This is a genomic window from Vallitaleaceae bacterium 9-2 (assembly GCA_038396585.1).
Classification (GTDB): Bacteria; Bacillota; Clostridia; order Lachnospirales; family Vallitaleaceae; genus UBA1351.
On the sequence record CP121691.1, the window covers coordinates 1,928,449 to 1,944,054 of the forward strand.

The 15,606-nt window shown below is 37.0% G+C and carries 16 protein-coding genes; 1 reads left to right on the plus strand and 15 read right to left on the minus strand.

The window, feature by feature from the left end:
* Positions 1-98: 98 nt before the first annotated feature.
* On the minus strand, positions 99-1,253 hold the full coding sequence (locus QBE53_09190) for an ABC transporter substrate-binding protein (GenBank protein WZL79981.1): 1,155 nt from the start codon (positions 1,251-1,253) through the stop codon (positions 99-101).
* Between the two features lie 179 nt (positions 1,254-1,432).
* Between QBE53_09190 and QBE53_09195 the strand changes: the two genes are divergently transcribed.
* A complete protein-coding gene (locus QBE53_09195) occupies positions 1,433-3,172 on the plus strand; it encodes an NFACT RNA binding domain-containing protein (GenBank protein WZL79982.1) in 1,740 nt (579 codons plus the stop codon).
* A gap of 20 nt (positions 3,173-3,192) precedes the next feature.
* On the opposite strand, the gene recN is transcribed toward QBE53_09195, so the two are convergent.
* From recN to QBE53_09265, 14 genes are all read right to left on the minus strand, one after another.
* On the minus strand, positions 3,193-4,878 hold the full coding sequence (gene recN / locus QBE53_09200; GenBank protein ID WZL79983.1) for a DNA repair protein RecN: 1,686 nt from the start codon (positions 4,876-4,878) through the stop codon (positions 3,193-3,195).
* A 9-nt stretch (positions 4,879-4,887) separates the two neighbouring features.
* A complete protein-coding gene (argR, locus tag QBE53_09205; GenBank protein WZL79984.1) occupies positions 4,888-5,343 on the minus strand; it encodes an arginine repressor in 456 nt (151 codons plus the stop codon).
* Between the two features lie 50 nt (positions 5,344-5,393).
* Positions 5,394-6,239: an NAD(+)/NADH kinase gene (locus tag QBE53_09210; GenBank protein WZL79985.1), complete on the minus strand. Its 846-nt coding sequence runs from the start codon at positions 6,237-6,239 to the stop codon at positions 5,394-5,396.
* Positions 6,240-6,243: 4 nt separating this feature from the next.
* Positions 6,244-7,080 (minus strand): TlyA family RNA methyltransferase, encoded by an 837-nt coding sequence (locus tag QBE53_09215; protein ID WZL79986.1) that lies wholly within the window; start codon positions 7,078-7,080, stop codon positions 6,244-6,246.
* Positions 7,070-8,968, minus strand: coding sequence for a 1-deoxy-D-xylulose-5-phosphate synthase (gene dxs, locus QBE53_09220; GenBank protein WZL79987.1), 1,899 nt, complete (start codon positions 8,966-8,968; stop codon positions 7,070-7,072). The genes QBE53_09215 and dxs overlap by 11 nt, the downstream gene beginning before the upstream one ends.
* Before the next feature lie 10 nt (positions 8,969-8,978).
* Positions 8,979-9,563 carry a hypothetical protein gene (locus QBE53_09225; protein ID WZL79988.1) on the minus strand — a complete coding sequence of 195 codons (585 nt, stop codon included), beginning with the start codon at positions 9,561-9,563 and terminating at the stop codon, positions 8,979-8,981.
* Between the two features lie 644 nt (positions 9,564-10,207).
* Complete coding sequence (locus QBE53_09230) at positions 10,208-10,648, minus strand: divergent PAP2 family protein (protein WZL79989.1); 441 nt, start codon at positions 10,646-10,648, stop codon at positions 10,208-10,210.
* A gap of 15 nt (positions 10,649-10,663) precedes the next feature.
* Positions 10,664-11,578 (minus strand): polyprenyl synthetase family protein, encoded by a 915-nt coding sequence (locus QBE53_09235; GenBank protein ID WZL79990.1) that lies wholly within the window; start codon positions 11,576-11,578, stop codon positions 10,664-10,666.
* Positions 11,575-11,754 (minus strand): exodeoxyribonuclease VII small subunit, encoded by a 180-nt coding sequence (gene xseB, locus QBE53_09240; GenBank protein WZL79991.1) that lies wholly within the window; start codon positions 11,752-11,754, stop codon positions 11,575-11,577. Before xseB ends, QBE53_09235 begins: the two co-directional genes overlap by 4 nt.
* Positions 11,754-12,953, minus strand: a complete 1,200-nt coding sequence (gene xseA, locus QBE53_09245; protein WZL79992.1) for an exodeoxyribonuclease VII large subunit — start codon at positions 12,951-12,953, stop codon at positions 11,754-11,756. The genes xseB and xseA overlap by 1 nt, the downstream gene beginning before the upstream one ends.
* Before the next feature lie 9 nt (positions 12,954-12,962).
* Positions 12,963-13,367, minus strand: coding sequence for a transcription antitermination factor NusB (gene nusB, locus QBE53_09250; GenBank protein WZL79993.1), 405 nt, complete (start codon positions 13,365-13,367; stop codon positions 12,963-12,965).
* Between the two features lie 12 nt (positions 13,368-13,379).
* Complete coding sequence (locus QBE53_09255) at positions 13,380-13,757, minus strand: Asp23/Gls24 family envelope stress response protein (protein ID WZL79994.1); 378 nt, start codon at positions 13,755-13,757, stop codon at positions 13,380-13,382.
* Between the two features lie 133 nt (positions 13,758-13,890).
* On the minus strand, positions 13,891-14,448 hold the full coding sequence (efp, locus tag QBE53_09260; protein WZL79995.1) for an elongation factor P: 558 nt from the start codon (positions 14,446-14,448) through the stop codon (positions 13,891-13,893).
* 90 nt (positions 14,449-14,538) lie between these two features.
* Positions 14,539-15,606, minus strand: a complete 1,068-nt coding sequence (locus QBE53_09265) for an aminopeptidase P family protein (GenBank protein WZL79996.1) — start codon at positions 15,604-15,606, stop codon at positions 14,539-14,541.

Below are 15,606 nucleotides of genomic sequence, written 5' to 3' on the forward strand. Positions count from 1 at the left end.
TTGTATAACGCATTACTTTGATAAAGCAAATATTAACATAACAAAAAGGGGAAGTTTCCCCCTTTTGTTATACAAGCAATATCTACATTCTCACTAAACTAATTTGATACTTTTGTTTCTAATGTAAACTCGCCATCTTTGATTGTAATAATGGATACTTCTTTAGATATATCTCCATTTTCATCAAACTTAATGTGTCCGGTAACCGCATCTTGATCAGTATTTTTAATCTCATCGCGTACCGCATCTTTATCTGTGGATCCCGCTCTCTCCATTGCAGCTGCCACTACTTTTACTGCATCATAGCCTAAGGCCGCAAGAGCGTTTGGAACTTCATCATATTTTTCTTCATAAGAAGTAACAAAGCTTTGAACCACTTCAGATTCATCCGTAGTTGAGTAGTGGTTGGTGAAAAATCCACCTTCAGCATCTGCACCATAGTCTGCTTGGATTCCATCCCATCCATCAACACCTACAAGAGTTGCATCTACACCTGCTTCTCCCAATTGTTTTGCAATCAGTCCAGCAACATTGTAATAATCCGGAATATAAATAATGTCCGCATTTAAATCAGAAATTTTTGAAATAATAGCTTTGAAATCATTATCTTCGTTTGTATAACTTTCATTCGCCAAAACTTCCCCTGTGAAATTTTCTGTAAATGCTTCGGCTAAACCAATGGAATAGTCACTGCTCACATTAGTAAAAATAACTGCCGTTTTGGCACTAAGATTTTCTGAAGCAAATTTTGCACCCATAGCACCTTGATAAGGATCTGTAAAACATACTCGATATACATATTCCATTCCAACTGTAACTTCCGCATTGGTTGCTGTTGGTGTAACCATAGGTATACCACGTTTGTCTGCTTCTGGAGCAACAACAAGAGACGTACCACTGATAACAGGACCTACCAAAGCATCAATCTTGTCTTGATCTACTAAACGGTTAAATAAATTGATTGATTTTGTTGGATCCCCTTCATTATCATAATATGTTAACTCAAGGTCTCTTCCATTGACACCACCAGCTGCATTGATTTCCTCTATTGCTAGTTGGGATGCATTAAGAACAGCTTGTCCATAGACAGCCAAGTCACCGCTTGTTGGTGTTAGCATTCCTAATTTGATTGGTCCGTCTGTAGCACCAGCTCCTGAACTTGTATCATCGTTAGTTGCCGTTTCTTTTCCGCATCCAGAAAAAAGCGATACGGTCATCATTAATACGAATAATAATGCAATAAATTTCTTCATTTTTTTCAGTCCACCCTTCGTAACTTTAATATTATATAATTTTAATGTGCTAAATTATATTTGCAATTATACACTTTTTTTCTTGCAAAATCAATAGAAATCTATCGATTTCATTCGAGCATTGCGTTTAAAGTGTGAAAATGCTATACTTTACTTTACATATATGGAAGGAGAATCATATGATTGACGGAATTGTTTTACATAGTATCGCACATGAACTACATACTCTACTTATCGGAGGACGTGTCGACAAGATCACCCAACCCGAAAAGGATGAATTGATTATACATATACGTGCAGGGGGAAAAAAACAACGCTTACTGATGACAGCTTCTGCTTCTATGCCAAGGGTCCACTTGACCTATCAAAACAAGCCAAACCCTGCTTCTCCCCCTTCATACTGCATGTTATTAAGAAAATATATCGGCAATGCTAGAATCACGGATGTTACCCAACTTGGATTAGAAAGAATCTTAAAAATATCTTTGGAGCAACTCAATGAACTTGGTGATTTATGCACGTATTCCTTAATTATTGAAATCATGGGAAAACATAGTAATATTATCCTTTGTGATCAAGAAAACATTGTCCTCGATAGTATTAAACGTATTGGCGCCAATACAAGTCGCGTACGTCAAGTATTTCCCGGACAACTATATACTACCCCTCCCGATCAAGACAAAAAAAGCATCTTAGCATTAGAAACTTATGAAGAAGTACGTACGCTACTGTCTACCAAAAAGATGGATTTATACAAAGCGTTATATACCACTTTTACCGGATTAAGTCCATTTATTGCTAATAATATATGCTTAGCTGCCGGTGTAGATGGCAATTGCCATATTGAAGGAATAAGCGAACAAGAATTCATTTTGATTTTTGAACAACTTCAACGTTTACAAAACAGACTCTTGTCTAATGACGATTATCCTGTGCTGATTCGCCTCGAAAATGAAGAACTTTTTGACTATCATAGTTTTTTACTTACCGAAAGCTTACCGGGACATCGTCTAGAACCCTTTGATTCAATCAGTACGCTAATCAACTATTTTTATGAAGAACGCTCCATTCAAGTACGTATGAAGCAAAAAACTCAGGATTTACGCCGGATCGTTCAAGTATCTTTGGAGCGTTGCTATAAAAAACTTGATATTCAGCAACGACAGCTTGAAGATACAAATAATATGGATACTTTCAAAATCAAAGGCGAACTTATTTTGGCCAATCAATACCAAATCGACTTGGGGATGAAGAACATTGAGGTTCTAAACTACTACACAAATGAATCTACAACCCTATCTCTTGATCCGACCAAAACTGCAATACAAAATGCAAATAAAGCTTTTGATAAATATGCTAAGAAAAAGCGCACAAAAGATGCTGTCATTAAACAGCTTGAGCATACCCATGATGAGATCACGTATTTAGAATCAGTAAAATATACTTTAGAATCCATACTCCATGAAGATGATATCGAAGAAATCCGACATGAACTTATGTCTACAGGCTATATCAAATTTCGTCAATCCAAACGAAAGCGCTCCAAAAGTAAGCCCTATCATTTTGTTTCATCGGATGGATTTCATATGTATGTTGGAAAAAACAATTATCAAAACGAAGAGTTAGCTATGAAATTCGCCAATGGTTCTGACTGGTGGTTTCACACAAAAGAAGTTCCCGGCTCGCATGTTATCGTAAAATGTGAAGGTCAAAAACTTACCGATAAAGGCTTCGAAGAGGCTGCTGCTTTAGCCGCATACTATAGTAAAGCCCGACAAAGTACAAAAGTCACCGTAGATTACACGCAAAAAAAACATTTAAAAAAACCTGCCGGAAGCCCGCCAGGCTATGTGATTTATCATACGAATTATTCATTATTTATCGACCCTGATATTAGTCAGTTGACTCGTATCGATTAAAAAAGCACATGCTATAAAGGTTAAACCTTTGTAGCATGTGCTTTCATTTCAAGTGCATTCGCAATGGTTATATCTGTTGTCTTTGCTCCGCTTAGCATTCGAGCCAATTCATGGATACTGTCCTTTTCATTTAATGTTTTCATTTGGGTTATAGTGGCATCTTCCAAGGTCTCTTTATGAATTAAGAAGTGGCAGTCTGCCATCGCCGCAATTTGAGGTAAGTGGGTAATGCAAATCAATTGACGTTCTCTTGACAATCGACGCATACGTTCAGCAACCTTTTGTGCAGTAATTCCGCTTATTCCCGAATCAATTTCATCAAATACAAGGGTATCTACTCCATCTACACTTGAAAGGATGGATTTGATTGCCAACATGACACGACTTAACTCTCCGCCAGATGCAACATCTGACAATGGCTTTTTGGCTTCACCTTTGTTCGTCGAAATCTCAAAGACAACCCGATCTATTCCTAACGGTGAGTAGCTATCAAGTGGTTTGACTGTAATTCCAAACTCAGCATGTTCCAGGTTTAACGCTTTTAAAGCATCCGTAATTTCGTGTTGGAGTACCAATGCTCCTTTTTTTCGAATGGATGTTAATTTATCTGCATTTTCTTGCATTTTTATTTCTAAGGCATGTATTTGTTTTTTGGTCTGCTGTAATTTTTCTTCATAATGAATCAAATCAGCCAACTCATCTTCTTTATTATTTTTATATTCAAGAATATCTACAAGTGTATCACCATACTTAAGTTTTAAACCATTAATTGTATTTAATCGCTCTTGGGCATGATAAAACACTTCTTCATAGTTTTCTTCATCATCCATGTACTTTGAAAGATCATGATGAATCATATTTAAGATATCTTCAATTTGAGCCAAACTCTCCAGTACGTTGGTCAAGTCTTCATCATAAGCCACCACACGGTTAAGTTCTCCAATATACTTAGATACCATTGAAGAAAAATCCGGGGCATCATAGAATGTGTTTTCAATACTTGATAATATATCCATAATCTTTTTACGATGTGAAAGACGATCAAAGATTTTTTGTTGTTCTTCATCTTCACCAAGCTTTAATTCGGCTTTGGTGATTTCATCAATTTCAAATTCCAAAAAAGCAATTTCTCGGCGTCGCTTTTCATCATCCAACATGTCTTCATTGATTGAATCAAGAAGTTGACGATGATTTTTATATGCCCCATTATACCCTTCTAGAACTGCCAAAAGTTCATCACCAATATATCGATCTAACATTTGCAACTGTTTTTTTGAGATAAGTAGTGATTGATGTTCATGTTGAGAATGAATATCAATCAAATAGCTTGCCAGGCGACGAATAACTTCCATACGAACGACTTCGCCATTTACCCGAAAAACACTTCGACCATTTTGAGCTGTTTTTCGATTAAGAATAATAGAGCCTTCATCACTTTCTACACCATTTTCTTGAAGAATTCTCTGAATATCTTGTCGTTCTACTCCAATTCGCCCAATATCAAAAACACACTCTACAAAAGCTTCTTTTGCTCCGGTGCGAATAAAGTCTTTTTTTATTTTGGCTCCTAGTACATAATGAATCGATCCGAGGATAATGGATTTACCTGCTCCCGTCTCACCGGTTAATATATTGAGCCCTTCACTGAAGTCAATTTCAAGTTCTTCGATTAATGCAATATTTTTAACATGAAGATAGGCTAACATATGTCCTCCTTATGCGCTATGAATAATCCGGTTAAGTTTTTCCATAATAGAAATGCAGTCATCTTCGGTGCGAACGGCGCAAAAAATAGTATCATCCCCAGCAATCGAACCCACAATTTCATCAAAATCTAGCGCATCAATAGCTGCCGCAACCGCCATTGCCATTCCTGTTAATGTTTGAATAACAATTAAGTTCATTGCTCTATCCATACTCAAATATCCATCCTGAAGAACACGAATATATTTCTCATTAAGATTCATGGTCTTTTCTTGAAGAACTACATATTTTTGTCGTCCGTCAGGCAAAGAAACTTTGGTCAATTTTAAGTCACGAATATCTCGTGATATGGTTGCTTGGGTTACTTCAAAACCATTTTGATGCAATAATTCTGCAAGTTCATCTTGGGTCTCGATAACCTGCTCTGTAATTAATTGTAAAATTTTTGTTTGTCGTTTAATTTTCATAAGACCACCTTCACTCGGTTCATGCCACTATAACATGACCACATATTCGTTTATGATAATTTCCGTCGTAGAATTTCAAAGAAATCATTATTACATAGTCGCATTAATTTGACTTTTTTTGCCGCCTTATTTATGCGTATAATATCACTCGTATTGACCCGTGTTACTTCTTGACCATCAATTGTCACCAACAAGTCATTGACATGTTTATTGCGTGGTTGATCAAAACGAATATCTATTCGGTCTTCCCCCGATAAGACAATACTTCTTGCCGTTAATGAATGGGGACATATGGGCGTTAAAACAATCACGCCATTGGTCGGTGTTATAATAGGTCCACCCGCCGAAAGATTATATGCCGTTGAACCTGTTGGTGTTGAGATAATAATTCCATCGGCTCGATATGTATTCATATATAAATCATTAACATAAACATCATAACTAATAATTCGAGAGATTGATTGACGTGTAATAACGATATCATTAAGCGCCCTACCTATCTCTTTATGATCTTGGACATTTGCCGTAACCATCATTCGTTCTTCAATAATAAACCCATCATCAACAAATGCTTGAAGGGCTTCTTCTAACTCACTCAGCTCAATTTCAGCTAAAAAGCCAAGGTTCCCTAAATTAATGCCTAAAAGTGGAATGTCATTATCCGCATATTTTCTACTGGCTGAAATAATAGTACCGTCTCCTCCAAGAATAATTGCATAATCAATAATATCTAACTGTTCATCTTGGATACAAAGATGTGCAAAATCTTGATTGTGTCTATATTCATCCGGCATAAAAATCTGGATATTTTTACTGTTAAACCATGCGATGACACGTTGAGTAATTAAAAATGAAGGGTCTTTTGATGGATTAGGTACAATTAATATTTTTTTCATATCATCACTTTCTGTATAAGTCACGATGTGCATTATTAACAAGTTCACTAACATCTTTTAAGCTCTTCGCGTTGATTTCTAAAGAAGCTTCAATAGACGACGTTTCATTTTTTTGTGCACAAATCAAGTATTCAATATTCCCTTGAGGACCTGTAATAGGAGAATAGCTGATTCCCTTAATGGCTAAATTAATCGCTCCAAATGTCTGAATGATGTTCTCAATAACTTCTTGATGAACCTTTGGATCGCGAACCACACCCTTTTTGCCAATCTTGTCGCGTCCAGCCTCAAATTGAGGCTTTATCAAGCAAACAATAGTCGCACCTTCCTTCATTAACGCACAGACTGCCGGGAGTACTTTGGTTAAAGAAATAAAGGAGACATCAATTGAGACAAAATCAAGTAAATCAGGAATCTCTGCCTCGGTTACATAACGTATGTTTGTCTTTTCTAAGCAAACCACACGTGGATCTTGTCGAAGTCCCCAGTCAAATTGTCCATACCCTACATCAACCGCATAGACTTTAGCTGCTCCATGCTGAAGCATACAGTCAGTGAAGCCTCCTGTCGATGCACCTACATCCATGGCTATTACATCCTCTAGAAAAAGGTCAAAGGTTTGAATTGCTTTTTGTAATTTGAGTCCTCCACGACTTACATAGGGATTCGGATCTTTTTTTACAAGGATTGTTGCTGTTGTGTCTATTTTTGTTCCGGCTTTATCCTCGCGCTGGCCATCCACAAAGACCAACCCTGCCATAATCATTTTTTTTGCTTTTTCTCGTGTTGCAACATATCCATTATCTACTAGTAATATATCTAAACGCTCTTTATTTGCCATTATCTTTCGCTCTTTCTATTGTTAACACTCGATTTGTCAAACCTTCAACATCAATATGCAACGCACGATTCAAGTCAGAAATCTTTCCATGTGGAACAAATTGATTTTCAATTCCGATACCATAAACTCTTGGTATTGCTATATTAGAAGAATCTTCTTCCAACAGCATTTGTGCGATGCGGCTTTGCACTCCACCATATTTTACATTTTCTTCAAAAACATACACACGTTCATATCTTTGAGATATCGTTTGAATGAATACCGGATCAATAGGATTTACAAATCTTAGATTCACAAGATCACATGTATAACCTTCCTCTTTTAATCTAGCATGCACCTGTGTAACACGTGAATAAAAATGTCCGACACTCAATAACAAAATCTTATTGTCTTCTTGTACAAGCCACTCCGGTTGTCCATATGTAATTGGTGCAGCTATCGATTGCACCTCATCTTTTCCCTTTGGATAACGAATAGCAATGGGGCCTTCATTATAATCGGCTGCAAATTCAAGCATGGCCTCTAATTCTTGCCCTGATTTTGGTGCCATTACTGTCATATTAGGAATGTGGCTTAAGTAAGATAAATCAAAAAGTCCTTGATGTGTCTCGCCATCTTCACCAACAAGTCCTGCACGATCAATGCAAAATACAACGGGTAATTTTTGGATGGCAACATCGTGAATAACCTGATCATATGCGCGTTGCAAAAAAGAAGAATACACAACAAAGAAAGGCTTATATCCCTGTACGGCAAGCCCTGCTGAAAAAGTCACTGCATGTTGCTCGGCTATTCCTACATCAAAAAATCGTTGTGGATATTGTTTTGAGAACTTGCTCAATCCTGTTCCACTGCACATAGCCGCCGTAATCGCAACAATTTTTTTGTTGTTATCTGCCAGATGTGTTAACGTCTTTCCAACGATTTCTGAATACGAAGGCTTAAAAACTTCAACCCCCTTATGAAAATCTCCATTGGTTTTATCAAATGGTTTTACACCATGATATGTCATTGGATCTTTTTCGGCCGGATTGTAACCTTTTCCTTTTAATGTTAGTGTATGAATAATAACTGGACCTTTAACATGCTTTGCTTGTTCAATACTCGTAATTAATTGTCGAAGATCATGTCCGTCAATCGGTCCTAAGTAAGTATATCCAAGTTCTTCAAAAAGCATGCCCGGAACAACAAGTTGTTTAACACCATTTTTAACTCCACGTACGCCTTTAACAATAGAATTACCTACTTTTGGGATTTTACGAAGCGTTATTTCAATATCATTTTTAAAATCATTATAAAACTCGCCCGTTCTAAAGCGATCTAAGTATAATGCTAAACCACCAACATTACGATCAATTGACATTTGATTGTCATTGAGAATAATAATAAAATTTTTCTTTATGTTGGCGCCATTATTAAGCGCCTCATAAGCCATACCACCGGTTAGCGCACCGTCTCCAATAATTGGAACAATGTATTGTTCCCCTCCATTTAGGTCTCTGGCTGCTGCCATACCAATACCTGCGGATATCGATGTCGATGAATGTCCTGTATCAAAACAATCATGAATGCTTTCACTACGCTTTGGAAAGCCAGATAAGCCTTTCCATTGGCGTATTGTCGACATTTGATCACAGCGTCCTGTCAAGATTTTATGCACATAAGCCTGATGCCCGACATCCCATATTAATTTATCCTCAGGTGAATCAAAACATTTGTGCAATGCCAAGGTCAATTCAACAACACCTAGGTTTGAACTCAAATGTCCACCTGTTTCGGATGTTACATCTATAAGATAGCGCCGAATTTCGTTCGCCAGTTTTTTCATTTCTAAAATATTCAGTTTTTTAATATCTGATGGTTCTTTGATTGTTGGTAATATCTTCATATGTTTACACCTATTTTCTTTTTAAAGTTAACCGTTTAAAATAATACATAATCAATCCAATTCGGTAAACAATTGTATTCGAAAAACGTAAAGCAATTTCCTTACCTATAGCTTTTCCTCCAACTGTGATTCCAGCGATAATCCCTCCAAGGATAATACCTAAAATAAGCTCTTGCCGATTTGAATCAAGCATCAGCTTTATCACAATTGCAGAGGAAGCACTTCCCGATATAATTCCCGCAATATCTCCGATCACATCATTAAAAAAATTCGACACGCTTGATGCGTTACGAATAATTGTCACACTTTCTCTAGCCCCTTTCACCTTACTTGCTGCCATGGAATGAAAAGGCGTCTCATTGGCTGCAGTTACTGCAATTCCGATCAAATCTGAAAAAATCCCCATAAAAATTATGAAGAGTAGAATAAATACAGCACCAGCAAGTGAAAGAATATCCATAAAAATCATAGAAAAATATCCTAAGAGCATGGCTATAATGAGTGTAATGACTGTAATACTTACAATCCAATGATAATTTACTTTTCGATTAACGTTTTTTTGTCGAAACTTAAATTTTTGTTCAGTTTTCCCCAACGATGTACTCCTTCATCAATTAAATGATTATTATTAACTAAAGATAGTTCATAATGTAAATTTTGAGGCTTATGGTCTAGCAGGTTTTCCCATGAGCTAACTCTTTTGTCGCCAAAAAAAGCGGTTTCCCTTTAATATCCCATTATAATTGTCGCCAAACTATACGCTAGATCGCCTTTAACCCCACCGTAATCCACTATAAACTTGTTGCCAACAGCCTAGAAGTTTTCCTTTCTAACTTTCAATATTCCTAGCCTTTTTAGCAAAGACATGTTTCAGATGACAATAGCTTCAGTCTCTTGGCCGAGAGCCCTACGCCTAAATCATAATCCCCATCTCTTCACGCAAGGCAGGCTACACTGTCCACAGCTTTCGCCGCATGACAGGTTTATTCCGACACCGTAGGACATCTTCCAAAAGATCTTCCCACAAATAGTCGGTCTCCACGACGATAGGGTCAACGCCCACATGCCATTGTGGATCGCCCTAACGTCTTAACTCCCAGCATCAGCCCGCAACTGGGCGTCGCCAGCCAACACCAGGAACTTCATCGATATGCCCTTTGACGGATTTTTAGGCCCGCTTTCAGAATAAGAAAATTAACTAGAATACTGCATCTTTAGTTAAACCATATTATATCATATTTATATCACGATTCCAATAACTATACCAAGTACCATTCCAACAAAGACTTCCAGGTATGTATGCCCAAGCAGCTCCTTAAGTTCTTCATCAAAATGAAAGCGATGTTCCCCAATCTCTTTAATAATCACCTTTATTACACTGGCTTGCTTGCCTGCAGCCATCCGAACGCCGGCAGCATCATACATGATGATTAGTGAAACGACTAATCCCATTCCAAATATCGGGGAATCATATCCATAATTTTGTCCCACTGCAAAGGTTGCTGCCATAACCGATGCTGTATGAGCACTAGGCATTCCGCCTGATCCCATAACACGTTCTAGGTCAAATTTTTTATGTTTAATAATTGAAGTCAAGACTTTAACGCCTTGAGAAACGATCCATCCAATTAATGCTGCAGCAAAAATCTTGTTTGTAAAAATACTCATTACAATTTGCATGTTTATTCACGTCCTTTAGTGATTTCGATTCTGAATATATTCAACAACCTCAGCTAGCATTGATTCATGATGGGGATCATATTCTTCAATCGTTTGATTAATTTGCTCAAAGAGCTTTTCTACTTGCTTTGTCGCTTCATCCATACCATAGAATGAAACATACGTCATCTTACCATTTTTTTCATCACTACCAATCGGCTTGCCCAATACCTCTTGGGTACTATTACAATCTAAGATATCATCTTGAATTTGAAAAGCTAATCCTAAAGCATTCCCAATTTGCGAGAATTTTTCTTGATCATCTTTTGTTCCACCTGCAAGAATACACCCGGCTTCAAAACATGCTTTTATAAGCGCTGACGTCTTATGTTCATGAATATAGCGCATCGTCTCTATCGAAACTTTAGGGTCTTTTTCATGGGCAATATCTGCAATTTGTCCCCCGATCATTCCGTGAATTCCCGCATATTCTCCAAGGATGGAAGCCGCATAGACTAAACGTCTGCTTTTTTCATTCGATACATCGGCATGCATCTGGCGTGTTAATGTCTTAAATAGTGTTTCATAAGCATAATTTAGTAAAATGTCTCCCGCCAAAATACCATTTGCTTCTCCATAAACAATATGGCATGTTGGTTTGCCACGACGAAGAGCATCATTGTCCATTGCCGGCAGGTCATCATGAATTAATGAATAGTTATGAATCATTTCAATAGAGGCCATATAAGGAAAGATAATATCTTCTTCAACCTCTTTAGCAATCAATTGATACGCCGCATACATTAAAATTGGACGCAAACGTTTCCCACCATTTAAAAAACTGTATCGTGCAGCCTCAATGCCAATAGCATTTTCATGATGTTCTTCTTTTGGAAGATAACTACTTAATATTGCCTCAATATTTTTTTGCATTTCATCTAACTTTTTCATTCAATTACTCTCAATTCTTTTTCAATCGTTTCTAATTTTTGGGTACATGATTCAATAAGTTCCATTCCCTTTTTATATTTTGTAACAGCTTCATCCAGAGGAATATCTTTATGTTCTAATTCACCTAATACTTGCTCTATAGATTTAATCATTTCTTCATATGTTTGTTCAGCCATTAAAACACCTCTTTTCTAAGAACTTTTGTCACTGTTTTTCCATCCTGCATATAAAGCTCGATTTCATCACCTATGGAAAGTTCATTGATCGAACGTATGCGTTGCCCATTCACTTCCACATATGCAGCCCCGTCTTCAAGGGAACGTAAAGGAGATTGACCTTTTAAACGCTCACGAAGTAACGCAAGCTCTTGTTTTTTTCTTTCAAATAAAAACCGCATGTTTTTTTGCATATATTCTCTTAATTGCTCAACATGATTTAATCGGTCTTCAAGGCGCTTCCTTGGATGCAAAGCATCCAAACGTTTTTGTAGATGCTCAAGGGTTTGCTTATTTGCTAGGATGGAATGATTGAGTCGTTGACTTAGCCAAAGTTGATATTGAGTCAGTTGCTGTTTTGCCACATAGTAATCAAATACGGCTAATTCAGCTGCAGCAGAAGGCGTTGGCGCCCTCATATCAGATACAAAGTCTGCAATGGTATAATCTGTTTCATGTCCGACTGCAGAGATAATTGGAATATCAGAAGCATAGATAGCCCTTGCAACCACTTCTTCATTAAAAGGCCACAAGTCTTCTATGGACCCTCCACCGCGTCCCACAATGAGGACATCCACAGTTTCATTGGCATTAAAATACTCAATTCCATTGACAATCGACTCCTTAGCCATATTGCCTTGGACTAAACTTGGGTACAAAATCAGTTCCACAAAAGGATACCGTCGTTTCGCCACTTGAACGATGTCGCGAATAGCTGCCCCAGTTTCACTTGTGACGATACCAATACGTTTTGCATATGTTGGAATAGGCTTTTTATATGTGGTATCAAAAAGCCCTTCCTCTTCTAATTTTTTCTTTAACGCTTCAAATTGGATATAAAGATTGCCCAGACCAGCTTTTTGTATAGATGTCACGTAGATTTGATACTGCCCGGTTTTTTCATAAACCGATACACGACCTTTTACAATAACCTTTGTCCCATCGCTTAAGTCGCGTTCTTCACCTGTAACGTAACTACGAAATAATACACATGAAACCTGAGCTTTATTATCTTTTAATGTAAAATAATAATGCCCTGATCCATGTGCTTTAAAATTTGACAATTCGCCTTCAACAGACAATGCCTTTAAAATAAAGTCTTGCTCAAATGTACGTTTAATATATGTATTTAATTGGAAAACAGATAACACATTATCCATAATACCCTCTTATACTATTTTTTTTGCTATTTGCCCTAAGACACCATTGACAAAACGTGAAGATTGACTTTGACCATATATTTTTGACAATTCAACGGCTTCATTTATGGCAACAGATACAGGAACATCATCATATTGCATATCAAAGACAGCAACCCGCAATATAGCCAGTTCTATCTTTGCAATACGATCAATGGCCCATTTGTCTGAACATGCTTCAATTAATTGATCAATAGGTTGTACATATTCAACTAATTTTAATACACGTGTTTTAATTAATTGCTGATCTTCTTCATCCTTTAATTCGAGACTTTGAAGCGACACATCTATATCTTCTACATTGCAATGCGTTCCATCAACATCTAATGAAAAAAGTAATTTAAACGTTAATTCTCTTTGTTTATGACGGTTCATATTTTCCTCCGATTAAGCGTTACTTTTATCAACATTCACGCCTGCTACTTTTATATTCACTTCTTTAACGTCTAAACCTGTCATCGTCTCGACAGCGACTTTCACTTTTTCTTGAACCGACTTTGTGACATCCACAAGCGCACAGCCAAATTCTACAATCACAGCTAATTCAAGCGTAACGTCACCTTCACCAACTGTAACTGCAACACCTTTAGATAGATTCTTTTTGCCAAGAAGCTCTACTAGGTCTCCTGTAAAGTTCCCCACCATACCGGCAACACCATCAACTTCTGAAGCAGCCATGCCTGCAATGATTGCAATCACTTCATCTGCAATGTGTACAGAACCTACATCTTTTGATTCATGTATCTTAAATAATTGTCTATCCATAATAGCCTCCTACTCAATATTGTGATTTGTATACTTACTATTATATACAAAGTATTTCTAATATGCAATTAACTATGCTTATTTCGAAAAAAAAAGCATCTTACGATGCTTTTAACGGTCTAGCCCGTTAGTTTTACGCTCTTGACAGGTATTCTCCTGTACGCGTATCAATTTTAACCATATCGCCCATGTTTACAAATAAAGGCACTAAAATATTTGCTCCAGTTTCAACTGTTGCAGGTTTTGTTGCACCTGTAGATGTATCCCCTTTAATTCCAGGTTCCGTATGTGTAATTTCAAGTTCTACAGTAATTGGTGGTTCCACACCAAAGACACGACCTTCATGAGATAGCATCTTTACAACTTCGTTTTCTTTAACAAATTTTAATGCATCACCAAGATCATCCGCATTCAATGCAATTTGTTCATAATTTTCTTGATTCATAAAATGGAATAATTCACCATCTGAATACAAATACTGCATGTCATAACGTTCGATATGAGCTCTTTTCAATTTTTCACTCGGTCTAAAGGTATTCTCATATACAGCACCGCTTTTTAAGTTTTTTAATTTTGTTCTTACGAAGGCTGCACCTTTACCTGGTTTTACATGTTGAAACTCAATAACGGAATAAATATTACCGTCATATTCAACCGTAACACCATTTCTTAAATCTCCAGCTTGAATCATATTAATCCTCCTAATATGTGTCGTATTTCACACACAATTTCATAATATAGTTTATAGCATGTCTGCTAATTTATCAAGTAAAAAATTGTTTTACAGTTCAATTAATTCCTTGCTTGACGAAACAAAATTATCAATTCCATCTTGAGTGATAAGAACTAAGTCTTCAATTCTTACACCACCAAAATCCGGAATATATACACCTGGTTCAACACTCATGACCATTCCCGATAAAATCACTTCCTCAGATAATAAGGAAAACCTCGGTTGCTCATGAACTTCAAGACCTAAACTATGTCCTAATCCATGTCCGAAATTTGCGCGATAGCCTGCATCATCAATGATTTGACGTGCTAAGGCATCTGCATCTTTTCCGATAATTCCCGACTTAATATGTTCTAATGCATTTAACTGTGCTTTTAAAACAAGATTATATATCTCACGTTGACGTTCACTTGCTTGACCAACAACAATCGTACGTGTCATATCTGAACAATAGCCTTCATAGATACATCCAAAATCCATGGTGACAAAATCACCTTTTTCAATCGTTTTTTCTGTTGGAGTCGCATGCGGTAAGCTAGAACGTTTTCCTGAAGCGACAATGGTATCAAATGACAGCTTGCTAGCCCCTTGTTTTTTCATGAAATATTCTAATTCAAGGGCAACGTCTATCTCTCGCATTCCCGGCTTAATCACGTCCAGAATATGAGAAAACGCTGCATCTCCTATTGATGATGCATGTCGTATTTTTTTAATTTCATCTGTATCTTTTATCATACGAATTTGTTCTACCATGTTGCCGATTCCAGACCAATTGCACTGATCTATCGCACTTGATAAATGGTTAAATTCTTTGACGGTTAATGTCGTGTCCTCATAGCCTAAATTATTGATACGTGCTTCGCTGATAAGATCTGAAATCGTCTCAACTAGACCTTTTTCAAAGTAATTAATAATTTGAAATTCAGGACTCTGAGCTGTCGCCTGTTCAATATAACGAAAATCCGTCAATAGATAGCGCCCTTGATCCGTAATCAGTAAATATCCTGATGACCCTGTAAAACCTGACAAATATCGGCGATTATATTTGCTTGATATCAAAACACCGTCCATTGACAGTGTGTACATTCTTTTTGTAAGTTCTTGAACACGATTCAT

Coding starts and splice junctions, on each gene's coding strand:
- argR (WZL79984.1), bottom strand. CDS start 5,343: ATGAAAATTAAACGACAAACAAAAATTTTACAATTAATTACAGAGCAG.
- xseA (WZL79992.1), bottom strand. CDS start 12,953: ATGGATAATGTGTTATCTGTTTTCCAATTAAATACATATATTAAACGT.
- dxs (WZL79987.1), bottom strand. CDS start 8,968: ATGAAGATATTACCAACAATCAAAGAACCATCAGATATTAAAAAACTG.
- QBE53_09215 (WZL79986.1), bottom strand. CDS start 7,080: ATGGCAAATAAAGAGCGTTTAGATATATTACTAGTAGATAATGGATAT.
- recN (WZL79983.1), bottom strand. CDS start 4,878: ATGTTAGCCTATCTTCATGTTAAAAATATTGCATTAATCGAAGAACTT.
- efp (WZL79995.1), bottom strand. CDS start 14,448: ATGATTCAAGCTGGAGATTTAAGAAATGGTGTTACGGTTGAATATGAC.
- QBE53_09255 (WZL79994.1), bottom strand. CDS start 13,757: ATGGATAGACAATTATTTAAGATACATGAATCAAAAGATGTAGGTTCT.
- QBE53_09210 (WZL79985.1), bottom strand. CDS start 6,239: ATGAAAAAAATATTAATTGTACCTAATCCATCAAAAGACCCTTCATTT.
- QBE53_09190 (WZL79981.1), bottom strand. CDS start 1,253: ATGAAGAAATTTATTGCATTATTATTCGTATTAATGATGACCGTATCG.
- QBE53_09265 (WZL79996.1), bottom strand. CDS start 15,606: ATGAATCGTGTTCAAGAACTTACAAAAAGAATGTACACACTGTCAATG.
- xseB (WZL79991.1), bottom strand. CDS start 11,754: ATGGCTGAACAAACATATGAAGAAATGATTAAATCTATAGAGCAAGTA.
- nusB (WZL79993.1), bottom strand. CDS start 13,367: ATGAACCGTCATAAACAAAGAGAATTAACGTTTAAATTACTTTTTTCA.
- QBE53_09195 (WZL79982.1), top strand. CDS start 1,433: ATGATTGACGGAATTGTTTTACATAGTATCGCACATGAACTACATACT.
- QBE53_09235 (WZL79990.1), bottom strand. CDS start 11,578: ATGAAAAAGTTAGATGAAATGCAAAAAAATATTGAGGCAATATTAAGT.
- QBE53_09230 (WZL79989.1), bottom strand. CDS start 10,648: ATGCAAATTGTAATGAGTATTTTTACAAACAAGATTTTTGCTGCAGCA.